This window comes from Xanthomonas sp. NCPPB 1128, assembly GCF_001043115.1.
Taxonomy (GTDB): domain Bacteria; phylum Pseudomonadota; class Gammaproteobacteria; order Xanthomonadales; family Xanthomonadaceae; genus Xanthomonas_A.
Genome location: NZ_LFME01000019.1, coordinates 58,206 through 77,721, shown reverse-complemented (window position 1 = coordinate 77,721; position 19,516 = coordinate 58,206). Strand labels below are relative to the sequence as shown.

Annotated in this window: 13 protein-coding genes; 4 read left to right on the top strand and 9 right to left on the bottom strand. The window is 70.8% G+C overall.

Going from position 1 to position 19,516, the window contains the following annotated elements; all coding sequences use genetic code 11:
* Nucleotides 1-193 precede the first annotated feature (193 nt).
* Nucleotides 194-931, top strand: a complete 738-nt coding sequence (gene cobA, locus ACP93_RS12890; protein WP_204243688.1) for a uroporphyrinogen-III C-methyltransferase — start codon at nt 194-196, stop codon at nt 929-931.
* Between the two features lie 401 nt (nt 932-1,332).
* Here the strand turns inward: cobA and glgX are convergent, their stop codons facing one another.
* The 7 genes from glgX to glgA form a co-directional block, all read right to left on the bottom strand.
* The gene (gene glgX, locus ACP93_RS12885) at nt 1,333-3,501 is read right to left on the bottom strand and encodes a glycogen debranching protein GlgX (protein WP_048491083.1); all 2,169 of its coding nucleotides are present in this window, start codon (nt 3,499-3,501) and stop codon (nt 1,333-1,335) included.
* Nucleotides 3,502-3,510: 9 nt separating this feature from the next.
* Nucleotides 3,511-3,717 carry a DUF2934 domain-containing protein gene (locus ACP93_RS12880; protein ID WP_048491082.1) on the bottom strand — a complete coding sequence of 69 codons (207 nt, stop codon included), beginning with the start codon at nt 3,715-3,717 and terminating at the stop codon, nt 3,511-3,513.
* A gap of 14 nt (nt 3,718-3,731) precedes the next feature.
* Nucleotides 3,732-6,347, bottom strand: a complete 2,616-nt coding sequence (gene treY, locus ACP93_RS12875; RefSeq protein WP_048491081.1) for a malto-oligosyltrehalose synthase — start codon at nt 6,345-6,347, stop codon at nt 3,732-3,734.
* The gene (locus ACP93_RS12870) at nt 6,344-8,311 is read right to left on the bottom strand and encodes a 4-alpha-glucanotransferase (protein WP_048491080.1); all 1,968 of its coding nucleotides are present in this window, start codon (nt 8,309-8,311) and stop codon (nt 6,344-6,346) included. Before ACP93_RS12870 ends, treY begins: the two co-directional genes overlap by 4 nt.
* A 151-nt stretch (nt 8,312-8,462) precedes the next feature.
* On the bottom strand, nt 8,463-10,250 hold the full coding sequence (treZ, locus tag ACP93_RS12865) for a malto-oligosyltrehalose trehalohydrolase (protein WP_048491079.1): 1,788 nt from the start codon (nt 10,248-10,250) through the stop codon (nt 8,463-8,465).
* Nucleotides 10,251-10,252: 2 nt separating this feature from the next.
* Nucleotides 10,253-12,499: a 1,4-alpha-glucan branching protein GlgB gene (gene glgB / locus ACP93_RS12860; RefSeq protein WP_048491078.1), complete on the bottom strand. Its 2,247-nt coding sequence runs from the start codon at nt 12,497-12,499 to the stop codon at nt 10,253-10,255.
* Nucleotides 12,496-14,127, bottom strand: coding sequence for a glycogen synthase GlgA (glgA, locus tag ACP93_RS12855; RefSeq protein ID WP_048491077.1), 1,632 nt, complete (start codon nt 14,125-14,127; stop codon nt 12,496-12,498). The genes glgB and glgA overlap by 4 nt, the downstream gene beginning before the upstream one ends.
* Nucleotides 14,128-14,526: 399 nt before the next feature.
* On the opposite strand from glgA, the gene ACP93_RS12850 reads away from it, so the two are divergent.
* Nucleotides 14,527-14,751, top strand: coding sequence for a hypothetical protein (locus ACP93_RS12850; protein ID WP_204243687.1), 225 nt, complete (start codon nt 14,527-14,529; stop codon nt 14,749-14,751).
* A 56-nt stretch (nt 14,752-14,807) separates the two neighbouring features.
* Here the strand turns inward: ACP93_RS12850 and ACP93_RS12845 are convergent, their stop codons facing one another.
* Nucleotides 14,808-15,182: a response regulator gene (locus ACP93_RS12845; RefSeq protein WP_048491075.1), complete on the bottom strand. Its 375-nt coding sequence runs from the start codon at nt 15,180-15,182 to the stop codon at nt 14,808-14,810.
* Nucleotides 15,183-15,295: 113 nt separating this feature from the next.
* Between ACP93_RS12845 and ACP93_RS12840 the strand changes: the two genes are divergently transcribed.
* Nucleotides 15,296-16,597: a two-component system sensor histidine kinase NtrB gene (locus tag ACP93_RS12840; RefSeq protein WP_048491074.1), complete on the top strand. Its 1,302-nt coding sequence runs from the start codon at nt 15,296-15,298 to the stop codon at nt 16,595-16,597.
* Nucleotides 16,598-16,603: 6 nt separating this feature from the next.
* On the opposite strand, the gene ACP93_RS12835 is transcribed toward ACP93_RS12840, so the two are convergent.
* Complete coding sequence (locus ACP93_RS12835; RefSeq protein ID WP_228136029.1) at nt 16,604-17,233, bottom strand: cysteine hydrolase family protein; 630 nt, start codon at nt 17,231-17,233, stop codon at nt 16,604-16,606.
* Nucleotides 17,234-17,539: 306 nt separating this feature from the next.
* Between ACP93_RS12835 and mdoH the strand changes: the two genes are divergently transcribed.
* Nucleotides 17,540-19,489, top strand: coding sequence for a glucans biosynthesis glucosyltransferase MdoH (gene mdoH / locus ACP93_RS12830; protein ID WP_048491073.1), 1,950 nt, complete (start codon nt 17,540-17,542; stop codon nt 19,487-19,489).
* Nucleotides 19,490-19,516 lie beyond the last annotated feature (27 nt).

The window sequence follows — 19,516 nt, the reverse complement described above, 5'->3', positions numbered from 1 at the left end:
CGGTTGGAAGCCGGGGCGATGGCCGCCCGCGTGCGGATGCCGCGAATGTCGCGATCGGTGTGTGGCGTCCATGCAGTGCCGACGGCACTCGGCGCGGCACTGTGCGGGCGTGGTGTCGTGGGGTGGGTTCTTCTTCGATGGGGAAAATGCAATGACGCAGCTCAGCGTGTCCGCCGCGCCCCGCGCCGGCGAGGTGGTGTTGGTGTCGGCCGGTCCTGGCGATCTGGAACTGTTGACGCTGAAGGCGGTGAAGGCGTTGGCCGCCGCGCAGGTGCTGCTGCTCGACGATCTGGTCAATCCGGAGATCGTGCAGTTCGCGCCGCAGGCCAGGGTGATCCGTGTCGGCAAGCGCGGCGGTTGCCGCTCCACCCCGCAGGATTTCATCTGCCGGCTGATGCGCCGCTACGCGTTGCAGGGCGTGCGCGTGGTGCGGGCGAAGGGGGGGGAAGCCTTGCTGTTCGGCCGAGCCGGCGAGGAGATCGCCTTCCTGCGCGCGGCCGGAGTGACGGTGCGCATCGTCAATGGCGTCAGCGCCGGCGTTGCCGCCGCAGCCGGGCTAGGCATGTCGCTGACCCATCGTACGCACTGCCACGGCATCACCTTCGTCACCGCCCACACCCGCGATCACGGCGAACCGGACTGGGCGGCGCTGTGCGCCACCCGCACCACGCTGGCGATCTACATGGGCATGGGACGCGTGGCGACGCTGGCCGCCAGCCTGTTGCGGCATCTGCCGGCTGATACGCCAGCGGCGGTGGTGCAATCGGCGAGCCTGCCGCAGCAGGTGCAGTTGCTGACGACGCTGGCGTGCCTGGCCACCGACGCCGGGACGCTCGCGCCCGGCGCACCGGGGGTGATCCTGGTCGGCGGCGCTGTGGGTGAGGCGCAGCTGCAGGCGATGCCGCTGCCACAGGTGCACGCGATGGGGTGAGGACGAGAGCAGCGGCGACGTCGCTTCCTGCGTCTGGAAACGATGCTGCGGTTGTTCGTGCTTGCGCAGCAGCCGGGCTTGAAGTCTTTCCGACCTCCGAATCCGGTCGCCGCCAGGATTCTCGTAGGAGCGGCTTCAGCCGCGACAGGCGCCACCGGTAACGCCTCGTCGCGGCTGAAGCCGCTCCTACGCGGTGGGCTGTGCGAAACGCAGATTGCGTCGCTGTGGCTGCGGCTGGTTCAGCGCAGTCGCCGAGCGGCGATGCGTTGGAGCCTCCCGGCGGTCGGGACTGCAATCCCTCACACACGGCATGTGGCCACGGCCACGGCCAGTATCCATTTTGGCAGCGGCTTCAGCCGCGACGCGCGGCGCCAGGCAGGTCGCGGCGTGCGTCCGCGCGATCACACTGCCGTCGGCGCATCCGCATTCCGGTGATGGGCGGCCGTGGACTTGCTGTCGCGCTCGGCGGCCAGCAGGGTCAGCGAGCGGCCGATCCCGTGCCATTGCGATCCGCCGGACAGGCCGTGTTCGCCGTTGCGTTCGGCGGTGTCGATCAGCACGCGCCAGTGTTCGCCTTCGACCAGCGGCAGGGTGAACGGCACGTCCTCGACCGCGCCATTGACGATCATCAGCAGGGTGACGTTGGACGCGGCCTGGCGCAGGCCGCTGGATGGAGCGCGGCCGTCCAGGCGCATCATCAGCGCGCGGGCGTGCGGATCGTGCCAGGAGGCTTCGGTCATTTCCTCGCCGTCCGGCGCCAGCCAGGTCACGTCCTTGATGCCCAGTTCCTCGTCGTAGGCGCCGTCGAAGAAGCGCGCGCGATGCAGCAGCGGGTAGTGCGCGCGCAGGTGGGTCAGGCGCGAGACGAAGGCGCTGAGCTGGTGCGCACGCGGGCCGGCTTCCCAGTTCAGCCAGGTCAGTTCGTTGTCCTGGCAGTAGGTGTTGTTGTTGCCGCCCTTGCTGCGGCCGAACTCGTCGCCGGCCAGCAGCATCGGCGTGCCCTGCGACAGCAGTAGGGTGGCCAGCAGGTTGCGCATCTGCCGCAGGCGCAGGGCATTGATGTCTTCGTCGTCGGTTTCGCCTTCCACACCGTAGTTGGCGGAGATGTTGTTGTCCGAGCCGTCGCGGTTGTGCTCGCCGTTGGCCTCGTTGTGCTTGTGCGCGTAGCTGACCAGGTCGTGCAGGGTGAAGCCGTCATGGGCGGTGACGAAGTTGACCGAGGCGGTGGGGCGGCGGCCGCGGTGGTTGAACAGGTCGGCCGAGCCGGTCAGGCGCGTGGCCAGTTCGGCCAGTTGGCCTTCGTCGCCGCGCCAGAACGCGCGCACGTTGTCGCGGAACTTGTCGTTCCACTCCGACCAGCCCGGCGGGAAGCCGCCGACCTGGTAGCCGCCGGGGCCGACGTCCCACGGCTCGGCGATCAGCTTGACCTGGCTCAGCAGCGGGTCCTGACGGCAGGCGTCGAGGAAGCCGCCCTTGGGATCGAAGCCGTGGTGCTCGCGGCCGAGGATGGTGGCCAGGTCGAAGCGGAACCCGTCCACGTGCATCTCCGACACCCAGTAGCGCAGCGAGTCGTTGACCATGCGCAGCGCGCCGGCGTTGGTCAGGTCGAAAGTGTTGCCGGTGCCGGTGTCGTTGATGTAGAAGCGGCGGTCCTCGGCCAGGCGGTAGTAGCTGGCGTTATCGATGCCCTTGAACGACAGCGTCGGGCCCAGTTCGTTGCCCTCGGCGGTGTGGTTGTAGACCACGTCCAGGATCACTTCCAGCCCGGCGCTGTGCAGCCGCGCCACCATCTGCTTGAACTCGGACACCGTGCGCGTGGCCATGTAGCGCGGGTGCGGGGCGAAGAAGCCGATGGTGTTGTAGCCCCAGTAGTTGCGCAGGCCCTGCTTGAGCAAATATTCGTCGTCGACGAAGGCGTGCACCGGCAGCAGCTCCACCGCGGTCATGCCCAAGCGCTTGATGTGCTCGACCACCTCGTCGACCTTCAACCCGGAGAAGGTGCCGCGCCAGGCCTCGGGGACCGAGGGGTGGCGCATGGTGGTGCCGCGCAGGTGGGTCTCGTAGATCACCGTGCTGTCCCACGGCGTCTGCGGGCGCTGGTCCTTGCCCCAGGTGAAGGCCGGATCGATCACCGCGCACTTGGGCATGTAGGCGGCGCTGTCGCGGCGGTCGAAGCTGAGGTCGGCATCCTTGTGGCCGATGGTGTAGCCGAACAACGCCGGCGCCCATTTCAGTTCGCCGACCAGTTGCTTGGCGTAGGGGTCGAGCAGCAGCTTGTTGGGATTGAAGCGGTGCCCGGCGTCGGGCGCGTACGGGCCGTACACGCGGTAGCCATAGAGCTGGCCGGGGCGCGCGTCGGGCAGGTAGCCGTGCCAGATCTCGTCGGTGTACTCGGGCAGCGCGATGCGCTCGATCTCGCGGCCGCGATCGTCGAACAGGCACAGCTCCACCTTGGTGGCGTGCGCCGAGTACAGGGCGAAGTTCACCCCCAGGCCGTCCCAGGTGGCGCCCAGCGGATACGGCAGGCCCTCGCGGATACGCGAACGGCGGGTGAGCTTGCGCACGGGCATGAAGAATCCTTAGGAAGAGGTGCTGCCGTTGCCGGCGCTGCGTCGCGGTTGCGGTGGCGGCAGCGCCTCGGCCTCGGCTTCGGCGGCCGCTTCCGCGGCCACCAGGCGTTCGGCCATGGCCCAGTGGCGGGCGGCCTGGCCGTCGGGTCGCCCTTCGGCTTCCCAGATTTCGTGTGCGAGTTGGCGGATGCGGCGTTGGCGTGTTTCTGCGTCCATGGCTTCTTGCGGGATCAGGGGGAGGCGACCAGCACGGCGATCGGGAATTCGGCAAACAGGGCCGACACCGGAATGGCCGAGGTTGTCGCGATGGCAGCGTCGGCCAGCACCGAACGATACTCTGCCTGGGGCAGTGTCAGAACCGTGTTACGCCAATCCAGTTGCGGCCGCAGCGGCGCGTCCGGCCGCAGCGCCTGCGCGGCCGCACTCAGCCGCGGCACCACCACCACCAGCGAGGTGCCCTCGTGCTCGCGCACGAAGCCGAGCACGTGCTCGGCCTGCGGGCCCTGCGCCTGCAGCGGCGCGTAGCTGCCGTGCGCGAACAGCGCCGGATGCGCGCGCCGCAGCTGCAGCAGTCGTGCCGTCAGCCAGGCCTTGACGTGGCCGCTGTGCCAGTCCTGCAGCAGCGCGCCTGGGTCGGTGGCGTCGCCCAGCCAGGCCTGGCGCAGCGCGTAGTCCACCGGGCGGCGGTTGTCCGGATCCACCAGCGACAGATCCCAGCCTTCGCTGCCCTGGTACAGGTCGGGCACGCCGGGCAGGGTCAGGCGCAGCGCGGTCTGCACCAGGCTGTTGAGCGCGCCGGCCGGGGCCAGTGCCGCGGCCGCCTGCGCCAGTGCCTCGCGCAACGGGGCACCGGCCGGCTGCAGCAGCGCGGCGTCGAGCAAGGCACGCGCGTTGCGCTCGTAGTCCTCGTCCGGCCAGGTCCAGTGCGTGCGCAGCTTGGCTTCGCGCGCGGCCTTGAGCTGCCAGGCGCCGATGCGCTCGGCGTAGTCGCGCAGGCCGTCGGCGTCGTCCACCGCCAGTTCCAGCGGCCACGCCGCCACCAGCATCTGCCACAGCATCAGCAGGTCGCCAGGCAGCGGCGCGACGCTGCCGGCCGGCAGCAGGTCGGCCGACAGCGCCTGGAAGCGCGCCACCTGCGCCTCCCACCACGGCGCCTGCGCGCTGAGCGCGGCCAAGCGCATGCGCACGTCTTCGCCGCGCTTGTGGTCGTGGGTGGCGGTGGCCAGCAGCGCGCGCGGATAGCGTTGCGCGCGCGTGGCGTTGGCCGCGTGGAATGCGTCCGGAGCCAGCGCGAACACGTCCGGCTCGCTGCCGACCTCGTTGCGCGAGAGCAGCACGCCATGGCGGTAGAAGGAGGTGTCCTCCACCGACTTGGCGTTGAGCGGTGCCGACAGCTGTTCCAGGCGCCGGCGCACGATCCGCCGCAGCGCCACCTGCGCCTTGCCGGTGCCGCGGCCGTCGCGGCTCCAGCGTTCGATCGCGTCGATCGCCGCGCACACCCGCGGCTCGGCGCCGACGCGCGCGCGCTGCGCGGCCTGGGCCAGGCGGGCGGCGTCGTCGTCGTCCAGGCCATCGGGCCCGGCATAGGTGCGGTACACCTCGAAGTGCCGCAGCAAGGCCATCAACCCGCGCGCCAGCATCTGCGGGCTGAACTCGCGGGTCAGCGGATCCAGGTGCGCGGCGGCACCCAGCGCCTGTACCGTGCGCACCAACTCGGCCTGCAGCGACCCCTGCAGGATTTCATCGCGCGCGGCACGCTGTTCCTGGCCGAAGTCGCCGCTGCGCCCGCTCCAGCGCCGCCACAGCGCGGTCAGCGGTTCGGCGCCGGCCGGGTCGTGCAGCACCGCGGCGACCTGGTCCATGAAGTCGTAGCCGGTGGTGCCGTCGCAGGGCCAGTCGGTGCGCAGTTGCTCGTGCGGCGCCAGGATCTTTTCCAGGTACAGGGCGATGCCGCCCGGGGCGATGCCGCGGCGGCGGCCGGCGCGGTCCAGTTGCGTGCGCAGCCGCTGCACGTAGCCGGTGGGGTCGGCCAGGCCGTCGACGTGGTCGACGCGCACGCCATCCAGATGGCCCTCGGCCACCAGCCGCAACGGCAGCTCGTGGACCGCGGCGAACACGTCGTTCTGTTCTACGCGCAACGCCGCCAGCGAGGTGATGTCGAAGAAGCGGCGGTAGTTGAGCATGTCGTTGCCGACCCGCCACCAGGCCAGGCGATAGCACTGGCGTTCGATCAGCCGATGCAGGGCATCGTCGCCCAGCCGCGTGGCGTCGTTGAGCCGCGCCGCCCACGCCGGGCGCGCACTGGCAGGTTCGTGGGCGATGGCGCCGTCCAGGCGGATCGGGAAACGCTGGTCGTGGTGCTGCAGGACGACGCTGCCGTCCTCGGCCACCTGCAACTGCAGCGCGCCTTCGCTCAGCGCCTGCGCGTAAGGGCGGTCCAGCACCGGCAGCCACAGCTTGCCCTCGCGCCCGGGCGCGCGCCAGTCGATGTCGAACCAGCCGGCATGGCGGCTGCGCCGCCCATGGGTGAGCACGTCCCACCACCACGGATTGCTCGGGTGGGTGGCCATGTGGTTGGGCACGATGTCCAGGATCAGGCCCATCCCGTGGCTGCGCGCGCGCTCGGATAGGTGCAGCAGCGCCGGCTCGCCGCCGAGTTCGGGATTGACCTGGCGCGGGTCGGTGACGTCGTAGCCGTGGGTCGAGCCGGGCACGGCGGTGCCGATCGGCGACAGGTACAGATGGCTGATGCCCAGCCCGGCGTAGTAGGGCACCTGCGCGGCGGCATCGAGCAGGGTGAAATCGGCATGCAACTGCAGGCGGGCGGTGGCCCGCAGGGGAATCATGCGCATGCGTCGGCTCCTCGCGCGGCGGTGGCGGTGGTCTGGCGGGTCTGGGCGAACGCGTCCAGGCGCGTGGTGAGGGTGGCAGCGGCGGCCGCCGCGTCGGGCGCGGGCAGGCGCCGGCGCCAGTTCGGATGGCCGTCGACGGTACCCGGCAGGTTCGGTTGCTGGTCCAGCCCCAGCGCGTCCTCGGCCGGCAGCAGCGCCAGCGGCGACGGCGTGGCGGCGACGAAACGCAGCGCGCCCAGTTCCGGGTCGGCGGCCTGGTCCGGTGGCAGCGCCGCGGCGACCGCGTCGTCCATGTGCGCGACGTCGTCGCTGCGCGCCTGGTGGTCGGCGTGTTGCTGCGCGGCGTCGCTCAGTTGCAGGCGCCGGCGCCAGTCGATGTCCTCGCCGCGGCGCCAGCCGCGCAGGGTCGGCAGGTCGTGGGTGGTGGTGGTGGCCAGGGCGTCGGGGCGCCACTGCGCCGGCGGCAGGAACGCGCCGGCGCGGTCGCGGGTGAACAGCAACACGTCGATGCCCATCACGCCGCGGCGCGACAGTTCCGCGCGGATGCCGTCCGGCACCACGCCCAGATCCTCGCCGATCACGATCGCGCGGTGCCGCCAGGACTCCAGCGCCAGCAGGCGCAGCAGGTCGTGCAACGGATAGCGCAGATACACGCCGGTCGAGGAGGGCGCGCCGCGCGGGATCACCCACAGCCGCAGCAGGCCGAGGATGTGGTCGATGCGCACGCCGCCGCGATCGCGCATCACCGCGCGCAGCAGTTCGATGAACGGCGCGAAGCCACTGGCACGCAGCGCGGTCGGTGCATAGCCGCAGATGCCCCAGGCCTGGCCGTCGCCGTTGAAGGCGTCCGGCGGCGCGCCGAGTTCCAGCCCCTGCAGTACCGCCTGCGGCCAGGCCGCGGCCTCGGCGCCGTGCGCGTCGAAGCCCACCGCCAGGTCGGCGATCAGGCCGATGCCCATGCCGTCGGCGCGCGCCTGGCGCTGCACGTCGGCCCAACTGCGCGCGGCCAGCCATTGCGCGAAGCGGTGCAGGCCCGGATCGGCATCGCCGAAGTCCTGCGCAGCGAACGCGGCATGCGCGTGCAGCGCAATGCCGCCGTCGCGTTCGAACGCGGCCAGGTCGGCGTGCAGGGCCGCGTCGGCGTGGCCGAAGTCGGCGTGCAGCTGTCGCAGCCACTGCCACTTCAATCCGGCGGAGACCGGCCAGTCGATCAGCGGGCGCGCCTGCGCCTCGGCGAAGGCCTGCGCCAGCCCGGCCGCGTCCAGCGCGCGCTGCGCGGCAGCGGTACCGAGCACCCGCGCCGGCGCCGCCTGCAGCGGATCCAGGAAGCGGCGATCGCTGGGCGAATAGGGGCTGTAGTGCGCGCCGATCGGCCGCGCTGCATGCACCGGGCTCAAGGCGATGGCATCGCCGCCGGCCGCGGCGATGCGCGTGGCCCAGGCGGCGGTGCCGTCGGCGTCGCCGATGCCGGCATCGTAGGCGCCCGGCGCCGAATACGCTTGCAGCGACAGGCCCCAGCGCCGCGGCTGCACCGCGCCCACCGCGTCGGCGACGCCATAGCAGCGCGGTGGCGCCACCGCCAGGGTGGTGCTGCGGTCGCCGTGCTGCAGCGTCCAGTAACCGGCGGCGTCGGGCGCGACGAGGCGGCCTTGCGCGTCGCAGTGGCCGTGCAGGGCGTGTCCGTTCTCGCTGTCGAGCCGATACGCCGCGCCGGGTACGGCGCCGACCTCGACCGGCGCGCCGGCGTCGGCGGTCAGCAGCGGCGGCAGCGCGGCATCGGCCTGCAGCCGGCGCAGGCTGTCGCGGTAGGCGGCAGCGTCGCGCGCGTCCAGGCCCAGCGCGCCGAGGACATGGCGCAGGGTGTCGTCGGCGACCGTGCGCGGCGTGTCGCTGGCATCGATCCAGTCGACCAGCAGGCCGGCGGCGTCGGCCAGGGTGTGCAGGGAAGTGTCGGTCATGGGCAGGGCGAACCGGGCAACAGGGCGAAGGAAGAGGCGTCCGCCGCGGTCCCGCCCGCGCGCGCCGACGGCGCGTGCGCGGCGGTGGGCAGCGAACGAGGCGGCCAGCGTGCCGGGGACGCTGTCGCGATGGCGTCGCGACAGCGGGCGCTCATGCGGCGTGGCCGGGCCGGTAGCGCGCGATGAAGGCGTTGGGCGGCAACTGCGCGGCGTCGTTGCCGGCGTTCTCCGCATGCACGGTGCTGCCGGGCAGCTCCAGCGCCACCGCCGCGTCGCCGAAGTTGGCGGCCACGTGCCATTCGCCGTCGCCCAGGCGCCAGCCCGCGGCGATCGCCTTCGGACCGATCACCCGCGCCCCCAGCGCGCTGGCCTGGGTCAATGCCGGCATCAAGTGCTGGCGGCGCAGCGCCATCAACGCCGCGAACCAGTCGCGCCAGCGCGCGCCATCGCCGTGGGTGGCGTCGCTGATGTCGGCGATGGAGGCCTGGAAGGTGCTCGGCGCGTTCGGATCGGGAATGGTGGCGCGCTGCTCCGGATCGGCGAAGGCGGTGAAGTGCGCGAACTCGCGGCGCCGGCCCTCGCGCACCGCCTCGTCCAGCGGCGGCGCGAAATCGGTGAAGAACTGGAACGGGGTCCGGCTGCCCCACGGCTCGCCCATGAAGAACAGCGGGATCATCGGGGTCAGCGCTGTCAGCGCCAGCGCTGCGCGCAGCGCCGGTTCGCTTACCTGGGTGATCAGCCGGTCGCCGCGGGCGCGGTTGCCGATCTGGTCGTGGTTCTGCGCGAAGATCACGAACTTGTGCGGCGGCAGGTGGCCGCTGGGCTCGCCGCGCGCGTGCCCGCGGTGGTCGGCCTGGCCCTGGAAGGCGAAGCCTTCGCCGAGCACGCGCGCCAGGTGCTGCGCCGGCGCATCGGCGAAGCCGGCGTAGTAGCCCTCGTGTTCGCCGGTCAGCAGCACGTGCAGGCTGTTGTGGAAGTCGTCGTCCCACTGCGCGCTGTAGCCGCGTTCCAGCACATCGGCCTGGTTGGCCTCGTTCTCCAGCACCAGGTGCACGTGGCGCCCGTCGGCGACGCTGGCCATGATCGCCTCGCGCAGGGTGTCGAGAAACGCGTTGGGCACGATCGCGTGCACCGCGTCCAGGCGCAGGCCGTCGAAGCGGTACTCGTGCAGCCACATCAGCGCGTTGTCGATGAAGTAGCGCTGCACCGGCGGCAGGCGGAAGTCGATCGCCGCGCCCCATGGGGTCGGCGCGTCCTCGCGGAAGAAGGTCGAGGCGTACTGGCCCAGGTAATTGCCGTCCGGGCCGAAGTGGTTGTAGACCACGTCCAGGAACACGCTCAGGCCCAGGCCATGCGCCTCGTCGATCAGCGCCTTGAGTTCGTCGGGATGGCCGTAGGCCGAGGCCGGTGCGTACGGCAGCACGCCGTCATAGCCCCAGTTGTGGCGGCCGGGGAATTCGGCCAGCGGCATCAGTTCGATCGCGGTGACGCCGAGCGCGGCCAGCGTCGGCAACTGCGCGCGCAACCCGGCGTAGCCGCCGCAGGTGCCCACGTGCAGTTCGTAGAACACGGTCTCGGCCCAGGGCCGGCCGCGCCAGTCGCCGTGGCGCCAAGCATACCCGTCGGTCGCCAGCACCGCGCTGGCGCCGTGCACGTCGTCCGGCTGCCAGCGCGAGGCCGGGTCCGGCACCGGCGTGCCGCCGTCGATGGCGTAGCGGTAGCGGGTGCCGGGCGCACACGCCAGGGTGGCGGCGAAGTAACCGTCGCCGATCGCCTCCAGCGGCTGCCGCCGGTCGTCGCCGAACACCAGCTCCACGCGCTCGGCATCCGGTGCCCACAGCGCGAAGGCGACCTCGCCGTTGGCGTCCGGCCAGGCGCCAGGGCGCAGCGCCGCGCGTGGTGCGGCAGGGGAGTCGATCGATGCGGCAGTCGTGGCCATGTTCAGAAGTCCGGTTGCAGCCAAAGGGTGGACAGCGGCGGCAGGGTCAGCGCCAGCGATTGCGCATGCCCGTGCATCGGTTGCGGCAGGGTCGACAGCACGCCGCCGTTGCCTTGGTTGGAACCGCCGTAATAGCCGCTGTCGCTGTTGAGAAGCTCGCGCCAGCGTCCGCTACGCGGCACCCCAACGCGGTAATCGTGGTGTACGTTCGGCGTGAAATTGCTCACCGCCAGCAGTGGCGGCGCGCCGCCGTCGCGGTCGTGGCGGACGAAGGCGAACACGCTGTTGTGGTGATCGTCGGCGATGCTCCACTCGAAGCCGTCGCTGCTGCGGTCGCTGCGGTACAGCGCCGGCAACGCGCGCAACTGCCGGTTGAGGTCGGCGACCAGCCGGGCAATGCCGCGGTGCTCGGGCTGCTGCGCCTGCGCCCAGTCCAGCGGTCGGTCGTGGTCCCAGTCCTGCCATTGCCCGAACTCGCAGCCCATGAACAGCAACTTCCGTCCGGGATGCGCCCACATGAAGGCCAGGTAGGCGCGCAGGTTGGCGAAGCGCTGCCAGGCGTCGCCGGGCATGCGCGCCAGCAGCGAGCCTTTGCCGCGCGCCACCTCGTCGTGCGACAGCGGCAGCACGAAATGCTCGGAGAACGCATACACCAGGCCGAAGCTCATCTCGCTGTGGTGGTGCTGCCGGTACAACGGATCGCGCTGCAGGTAGCGCAGGGTGTCGTGCGCCCAGCCCATGTTCCACTTGTGGCTGAAGCCCAGTCCGCCTTGTTGCGTAGGCGCAGTGGCGCCCGGCCAGGCGGTGGATTCCTCGGCGATGGTGCGCACGCCGGGGAAGCGCTGCGCGATCTCGTCGTTGAGCCGGCGCAGGAAGGCGATCGCCTCCAGGTTCTCGCGGCCGCCGTGGGCGTTGGGGATCCATTCGCCGGCGTTGCGGCCGTAGTCGCGGTACAGCATCGCCGCTACCGCATCCACCCGCAGGCCGTCGACATGGAAGCGCTCGATCCACTCCAGCGCGCTGCCGATCAGATAGGCCACCACTTCCGGGCGGCCGTAGTTGTAGACCAGCGTATTCCACTCGCGATGCACGCCTTCGCGCGGGTCGGCGTGTTCGTACAGGGCGCTGCCGTCGAAGCGCTGCAGGCCGTGCGGGTCGTCGGGGAAGTGCGCTCCCACCCAATCCAGCAGCACGCCGATGCCGGCTTGGTGGCAGGCATCGACGAAGCGCGCGAAGCCGTCGGCGTCGCCGTGGCGTGCGGTGGGCGCATACAGGCCCAGCGGCTGGTAGCCCCAGGAACCGCCGAACGGATATTCGGCGATCGGCAGCAGCTCGATGTGGGTGAAGCCGAGCTCACGTGCGTAGGGAATCAGCTCGGCGGCCAGCGCATCCCAGTGCAGCGGCTGGCCGTTGCCGTCGTGGCGCCAGGAGCCGGCATGCAGCTCGTAGACGCGCAGCGCTTGCGCGCTGCCGGCCTGGGCCTCGCGTTGTGCCAGCCAGGCCGCATCGCCCCAGGCATGGCTATCGGCGTACGGCACCACCGAGGCGGTGGACGGCGCCAGGGCGCTGCAGCGCGCCACCGGATCGGCCTTGCGCGGCAGCACGCTGCCGTCGGTGGCCTGCAGTTCGTATTGGTAGTGCTCGCCGCCGTGCAGCCCGGGCACGAACAGTTCCCAGACTCCGGCGTCCGAGTGGAAGCGCAGCGGATGCCGGCGCGCGTCCCAGCTGTTGAAGTCGCCGACCAGCGCCACCCGCCTGGCCTGTGGCGCCCACACCGCGAAGCGCACGCCCTCCACCTCGCCGACCCGGGTATGGTGCGCGCCCAGCGCGGTGCGCAGGGCGGCGCCGTCGCCGGCGGCCAGATCCTGCAGCCAGGCCGGATCGAGCATCGGCCCGAAGGCATATGGGTCGTCGCATTCCTGCACCGCATCCGGCCACACGATGCGCAGCCGGTAGTGCATGGGTTGCTTCAGTTCGCCCTCGAACAGGCCGTCGGCCTGCGGGTGGGCATGCATTCGCGCGATCAGCTTGCCCTGCGCGTCGAGCAGGCCCAGCGCCTCGGCGCCGGGCGCCAGCACGCGTACCCGGACCGTGCCGTCGGCCTGTAGATGAGGACCAAGCCAGGCGAAGGCATCGATCGCCTCGCCGCGGGCCAGCGCCTGCAGCGCAAGGCCGTCGCCGTCGTCCTCCGTGTCCGCCGCCGGGTCCCGGCCGGCGGCCGGGTCCACGGCGTGTTCCCGATCGCTCATGCGGCGGCCATGGCACTCGCGGTGACCGGCAGCGTGGCGCTGGCCATCGCCGGAGCATGGCCAGCCGGCGCCACGGTGGCGGCGGTGCGCTCGTACAGCGCCATGTACTTGCGCCCGGCGAGCTCCCAGCCGCTGGGCCGCAGCATCGCCGCGCGGCGCATCGCCTGCAGCAGGCCCGGCAGGCGGAAGGTGCGGAACACCCGCTGCAGGCAGCGGCGCAGGCCGTCGGCCGAGGCTTCCTCGAACAGGAAGCCGGTGACGCCGTCGTCCACCGTGTCGATCAGGCCGCCGGTGGCGTGGGCGATCGGCAGGCTGCCGAAGCGCTGCGCGTACATCTGGCTCAGCCCGCAAGGCTCGAAGCGCGAGGGCATCAACAGGAAGTCGGAGCCGGCGAACATGCGCCGCGCCAGCCGCTCCTCGAAGCCGATGTGCGCGCCGACATGGCCGGGGTAGCGCCGTGCCAGCGCCGCCACCGCCTGCTCGATCTGCGGCTCGCCGCCGCCGATGATCACGATCTGGCCGCCGGCGGCGACGATCTGCGGTGCCACCTCGCAGATCAGGTCCAGGCCCTTCTGGTGCACCAGCCGCGAGACCACCGCGAACAGCGGGCCGTCGCTGTCGAGCAGGCCGAATGCCTGGCGCACCTGCGCCGCATTTTCGCGCTTGCCCTGGATCTGGCCGACACCGAAATGGGCCGGTAGGTGTGCGTCGGTGCGCGGGTCCCAACTGGCGTCGATGCCGTTGACGATGCCGCTCAGGCGGCCATTGGCGGCGCGGCGCGCCAGCAGTGCATCCAGGCCGCAACCCTGCGCCGGGCCGGTGATCTGCGCGGCATAGCTGACGCTGACCGTGTTGACGTGGTCGGCGTGGACGATGCCCGCGCGCAGGAACGACATCTGCCCGTAGAACTCCAGGTCCTGCAGCCCGTCGGCGGGGATGCCCAGGGCGCCGGCCATCGCATACGGGAACAGGCCCTGGTAGGCGAGGTTGTGGATGGTCAGCAGGCACGGCGTGCGGCCGCCGGACCAGCGCACGTAGGCGGCGGCCAGGGCGCATGGCCAGTCGTTGAGGTGCAGCAGCTCCGGGGTCCAGTCCAGGCCGGCCTGGCCGCCGGCGATCTGCGCCGCGGCGTGGGACAGGGTGGCGAAGCGCAGCGCGTTGTCTTCCCAGTCGCGGCCTTCGCTGCACACGTAGGGCGAACCCTGGCGCTCGAACAGTTGCGGGCACAGCAGCACATAGATGCACAGACCGTCGGGACGCTCGGCCCGACCCAGCGCGCAATCCGGCAGCCCGGCGTGCGCGGCGATGCGGCCGACGATCTCCAACGGCCCGGTTTTGCGCAGCACCGCCGGGTAGCCCGGGATCAACACGCGGATGTCGCAGCTACCGCGCAGCGCACGCGGCAAGGCCGCGGCCACGTCGCCCAGGCCGCCGGCCTTGATGAAGTCGGCCATCTCGGAGGTCACGAACAGGCTGGTCCGGCGCGGCGCCGGCTGCAGCTTGACGGTCACCTCGGCGTTGCGCACGAAGCGGCCGCGCGCATCGCGATAGCGGCGGCGCGGCGCATGCAGCACAGGATGGGTATCGCGTTGTCTGTCGGTCAGGTCGGCGGGGCTGGGGGGCGACATGGCGGTTCCGTCGGAAAGGGGGGAGGACGGGGTATACGGAAAGCGACTGCCGCCGCGCGTCCTGGCGGGCGCGCGACATGAAGCAAAGGAAGAGGCACAGCAGCGTCGAAACGAAACGACTTTGTTGCAATGCGATAATGCAGGAGCAAAGTACGAATGAGGCGATAAAAGAGGCGTGAAGCGCGCGCTTGTCTACGGCGAAATGGCGAGTGCGGCGCATAGTGGATTCGCCGAACGGCAGACGCCGCAGGGGTGAATCGCGGAACAGGCGCCAATGAATCGTTTAGCTTTCGTTGCTGCAGACGTGTCGCGCTTCCCTGCGACCGGGTGGCCACCTCCGTTGTGCGAGCTTCATGCGGTCTATGGTGCAGTGTGCTCATGACAGTCTTAAAACCGCAGATGCGCCGCGAATTGGATGGCTTCGTCCTCGACGCGCTGTTGCGTCCGCGCTCCGACGGCATGCTGGAGCCGCAGATCCGCATCAGCGGCAACGATGGCGCGGTGCTCGGCCGGCACGCGTTCGACGGCGTGTATTTCCGCGACGCCCATGCGGGTGCCTATTTCGTCGCCGAGCGCCTGGCGGCGATCCGTTCGGCACGGTACGGAAAACTGGTCTTCACCTGAATCCGCGCGCATCTCCTGCGCGATCGCTGCGGCGACGCGCCGTGGCCGATCGCTGCTCAGCTCCCGGTCTGCAGGCGGTCCAACGCCGCCAGCAGATCGGCACGCCGGTACGGCTTGGGCAGGAAACCGGTCTGCGCCGGCAGCGTCCAATGCTCCGGCGCATGCATGGCCGAGGTCAGCAGGGCGGGAGTGGCGATGCCGCGGCGGCGCAACTGGCGCACCATGCTCAGGCCGTCGCAGCGGGGTATCTGCACGTCGCTGAAGATCAGCTCCACCTCCGGATGCCGCTCCAGCACCTCCAGCGCTTCCTGCGCGGTCGCCGCCGACAGCACCCGGTATCCGTCGGCGGCGAGCATGGCCGCCGCCAGTTCCCGAATGGTTTGGTCGTCCTCCACCAGAAGAATGGCGGTGGAGACGGATGTCGCGCGCATAATGCCGTATCGCCCCGTGAGTGATCGCTGTCAGATTCACGATTCGGCAGTGAAGCGCTGGTGACGTCGCATAAATCCCGATATTCTCGACCTTACTTACTGCGAGACGCAGCTTGACCACGCACGCCCACTATCGGCAGATCGTCGAGCTCTCACACGACTGCATCAAGGAAGTCGGCCGCGACGGCATTGTGCGCTCGATCAATCCCCACGGGCTGGTCCTGCTCGGGGTGTCCAACCCCGCCGACATCGTCGGCCACCCCTGGGCGGAGCTGTGGCCCGAAGACATGCGCTCGCTGACCCAGGGCGCCTTCGCCGCGGCGCTGGGCAACGAGCAGCGCGAATTCTGGGCGGAGCGGCCGTCGCTGGATGGGCGGCAGCGCTGGTGGCACGTGATGGTCAGTCCGCTGGCCAACGCGTCGGCGCGGGTCGAGAGCGTGCTGGTGATCAGCCGCGACGTCACCCAGCAGTATCAGATCGAGCAGGCACTGCGCTCGTTGGGCGATCTGGCGCCGATCGCTGCCGAGGAGGCGCCGCTGGGGCCAGCCGATGCTGCGGCGTTGGGCCGCCATTGGCAGGCCGAGCAGTCGCAGTTGCGCGGGCAGCTAGACATCGCCCTGGCGGCGCAGCGCGTGGCCGAGCGTGCGATGACCCAGGCGCAGAAGGGTGAAGCGGTCGGGCAGATGCTCGCCGGCGTGGTCCACGACTTCAACAACATGCTGCATACCGCGATGACCTCGGTGAGCATGGTCGCCGAGCACCCGCAGCGCCTGCAGCCGGACCAGCGCCGCCTGCTCGGCATCGCCAACGAGGCTTTGCAGCACGGCGCAAGCATGACCCGGCGCCTGCTCGGCTTCGCCCGCGCGCATCCGGTCAAGCCGGCCTGGCTGGACCTGAACGCGTTGGTGACACAGATGCAGCCGCTGCTGGCGCAGGCGTTGGGCGGCGAGATGCGCCTGCAATTGCTTGCATGCGCCGAGGTGGCCACGACCTATGCCGATCGCAACGCGGTCGAGCAGGCGGTACTCAACCTGGCACTGAACGCGCGCGACGCCAGCCGCCCTGGCGATGCGGTGACGATCCGCTGCGGCGCGCTGGAGGTGCCGCCGTCGCGTGCGGCAGCGATGCGCCAGCCCGGCCGCTACGTGACCCTGGCGGTCGGCGACCAGGGCGAAGGCATGTCCGAGGAGGTCAAGTCGCGCCTGTTCGAGGCGTACTTCACCACCAAGCCCGAGGGCAAGGGCACCGGACTGGGACTGGCCCAGGTCTACGGCCTGGTGCGCCAGGCCGGCGGCTTCGTCGACGTCGAATCGGAACTGGGCCGGGGCACCACCATCACCCTGGCGTTTCCGTTCGTGCCGCGGCCCCTCGGCGAGGAGGATGGCGACGTAGGCCCGGTGCCGGCGGCGGAATAGCCCCGCTCATCCGCCTGCGCGGGCCGGCAGCCGCTCGCTGACGCGGACCGCGAAGGCCTCGCGCAGCAGCCGCAGCGCCCTTTGCTGGCGCCCGGCATCCAGCGCCGCGCAGCACGACGGCGGCACCTGCACCTGGAAGTCGCGCATGCGTGCGTCGATCGCGGTGGCCAGCACGCAGGCGTCGGTGGCGATACCGGTGACCAGCAGGTGGGTGGTCTGCAGCCGCGCCAGCAGCAGCGCCAGGGCCGAGCCGAGAAAGGCGGAGTGCTTGGGCTTGAGCACGTAGTAATCCTGCGGGCGCGGGGCCAGGCACGCCGCGATCTGCGCGCCGCGTTGTGCAGGATCGGCACACAGCGTCCACAGGCCCTCGAAATCGGTCCGCCAGTCGGCGAAGTTGTCGTTGGCGAACAGCACCGGCCAACCGCGGCGATGGAAGCGCGCGCGGACCTGGGCGATGCGCGCGGCCACCGGCAGCGCGGCAGCCGCCAGGTGCGCGCCGCCTGGGAAATCGAAGCGGCTGATCATGTCCACGATCAGCAAGGCCGGTTGCCCGGGCTGGGTCGGTGCCTGCGCCGCTGTCGATGGCCGCGGCTGCTCGCCAGGGGTGTCGGTACGTCGCCGGGCCGGGTGCCGCATGCGCCGATCCTCCATTGCCGGACAGGGCTTCATGGTCGGCGCGCGCGGTGAAACCAGGGTGAGCGCGAGTGAAGACGTGACTGAACGGATCGGCGGCCAGTGCCGCCACCGCGCCGGTGGTCGCCTTCGCGAAAGCTTACTATTTAAGGTTTACATTGACGGGCGTCTTTGCCCGTCGACAGGAGAGCACGTGGTACCAACTGGCGAACATAACGAGACGCGCGTGGCCGCGGCGGCATCCGCCGTGCCGTCCGCCCGCGGCACTTCCCGATGGCGCTGCGGCGCCGGACGCGATCGGCAGATCGCATGAGCGCGGTCGCCCCCACACCGGCCGTGCCCGTCGATGCCCCCTTGGATGCCGGCCAGGCGGTCCTGCCGCCCGAAGCGCCGCTGTCCATGCCGCTGCAGTCGCTGCAGGAAGGCAAGCTGCGCAACACGCGCCTGCCCAGCACCCCGATCGGGATCGGCTGGCGGCGGTTCTACGTGTTCGGCACCACCGCGGCGATGACCGCCTATGCCAGTTGGCTGATCGCCAAGGTCCTGCTGATCGGCGGCGTGAGCGTGCTCGAAGCCTGCCTGATGGTGCTGTTCATCCCGTTGTTCGCCTGGATCGCGCTGTCCTTCGTCAGTGCGCTGGCCGGCTTCTTCACCCTGGTGTTCGGCAAGGGCCGCAAGCTCGGCATCGATCCGGATGCGCCGCTACCGATCGTGCGCAACCGCACCGCGCTGCTGATGCCCACCTACAACGAGGATCCGCACCGGCTTATGGCTGGGCTGCAGGCGATCTACGAGTCGGTGGAGGCCACCGGCCAGATCGAGCGCTTCGATTTCTTCATTCTCAGCGACACCACGCGTCCGGCGATCGGCGCGGAAGAAGAAAAGGTGTACGCCGAACTGGTGGAGCGCGTCGGCGGCCAGGGCCGGCTGTTCTACCGGCGCCGTGCCAGCAATGCCGGGCGCAAGGCCGGCAACATCGCCGACTGGGTGCGCCGTTTCGGCGGCGCCTATCCGCAGATGCTGATCCTGGACGCCGACAGCCTGATGACCGGCGACAGCATCGTGCGCCTGGCCGCCGGCATGGAGGCCAACCCCGACGTCGGCCTGATCCAGACCCTGCCGGAAGTGGTCAACGGCAACACCTTGTTCGCACGCATGCAGCAGTTCGGCGGCCGCGTCTATGGCCCGGTGATCGCCTTCGGCGTGGCCTGGTGGCACGGCGCGGAGAGCAACTACTGGGGGCACAACGCGATGATCCGCACCGAGGCCTTCGCCGCGCAGGCCGGCCTGCCGTCGCTGCCCGGGCGTAAGCCGTTCTGCGGCCACGTGCTCAGCCACGACTTCGTCGAAGCGGCGCTGATGCGCCGTGGCGGCTGGGCCATGCACATGGTGCCGTACCTGCAGGGCAGCTACGAGGAAGGCCCGCCGACGCTGACCGACCTGCTGGTGCGCGATCGCCGCTGGTGCCAGGGCAACCTGCAGCACTCCAAGGTGGTGCGCGCGCGCGGCCTGCACTGGGTCAGCCGCATGCACATGCTGATCGGCATCGGCCATTACTTCACCGCGCCGATGTGGGGCATGCTGATGTTGATCGGCATCGCCATTCCGCTGCAGAACGGCGGTTTCGACCTGGTCGCCTCGGTGATCTCGCCGTTCTCGCCGGCGCGCTACTGGCACCAGCAGGATTCCACGCGGGTGGCCTGGGTGTTCGCGGTGACCATGTTCGTGCTGCTGGCGCCCAAGGTGATGGGCTACTTCGCGATGCTGCTCAAGCCCGGCGAACGCCGCGGCTGCGGCGGCGGGCTGCGCGCCTTCGTCAGCATGCTGCTGGAAACCCTGCTGGCCGCGCTGATGGCGCCGGTGGTGATGTACGTGCAGTCGCGCGGCGTCGCCGAGGTGCTGGCCGGCAAGGACTCGGGCTGGGACGCGCAGCAGCGCGACGACGGCCGGATCTCGTGGGCGGCGCTGTTGCGCAGCTACGGCGGACTGAGCGCGTTCGGCCTGCTGATGGGCGGCATGGCCTATGCCGTGTCGCCGTCGCTGGCGGCGTGGATGGCACCGGTGGTGATCGGCATGGCGCTGGCGGTGCCGGTGGTGGCGATCAGTTCCTCGCGCGCCGCCGGCCTGTGGCTGCGCAAGCTGCGCATCCTCGCCATTCCCGAGGAGTCGCAGCCGCCGGCGGTGCTGCTGCGCGCGGCGGAGCTGCGCCGCGAAGCGGCTGCACGTCGTGCCGAGGCCGAGGCGCAGGCCCAGGGCTGAGGCCGGCATACTATCCGGCCTCATTCA

Bases quoted from the DNA above. Each gene is read 5' to 3' on its own strand.
- glgB (WP_048491078.1), bottom strand. From the start codon at position 12,499: ATGAGCGATCGGGAACACGCCGTGGACCCGGCCGCCGGCCGGGACCCG.
- treY (WP_048491081.1), bottom strand. From the start codon at position 6,347: ATGATTCCCCTGCGGGCCACCGCCCGCCTGCAGTTGCATGCCGATTTC.
- treZ (WP_048491079.1), bottom strand. From the start codon at position 10,250: ATGGCCACGACTGCCGCATCGATCGACTCCCCTGCCGCACCACGCGCG.
- glgX (WP_048491083.1), bottom strand. From the start codon at position 3,501: ATGCCCGTGCGCAAGCTCACCCGCCGTTCGCGTATCCGCGAGGGCCTG.
- ACP93_RS12835 (WP_228136029.1), bottom strand. From the start codon at position 17,233: ATGCGGCACCCGGCCCGGCGACGTACCGACACCCCTGGCGAGCAGCCG.
- ACP93_RS12870 (WP_048491080.1), bottom strand. From the start codon at position 8,311: ATGACCGACACTTCCCTGCACACCCTGGCCGACGCCGCCGGCCTGCTG.
- mdoH (WP_048491073.1), top strand. From the start codon at position 17,540: ATGAGCGCGGTCGCCCCCACACCGGCCGTGCCCGTCGATGCCCCCTTG.
- ACP93_RS12880 (WP_048491082.1), bottom strand. From the start codon at position 3,717: ATGGACGCAGAAACACGCCAACGCCGCATCCGCCAACTCGCACACGAA.
- ACP93_RS12850 (WP_204243687.1), top strand. From the start codon at position 14,527: ATGCGCCGCGAATTGGATGGCTTCGTCCTCGACGCGCTGTTGCGTCCG.
- ACP93_RS12845 (WP_048491075.1), bottom strand. From the start codon at position 15,182: ATGCGCGCGACATCCGTCTCCACCGCCATTCTTCTGGTGGAGGACGAC.
- glgA (WP_048491077.1), bottom strand. From the start codon at position 14,127: ATGTCGCCCCCCAGCCCCGCCGACCTGACCGACAGACAACGCGATACC.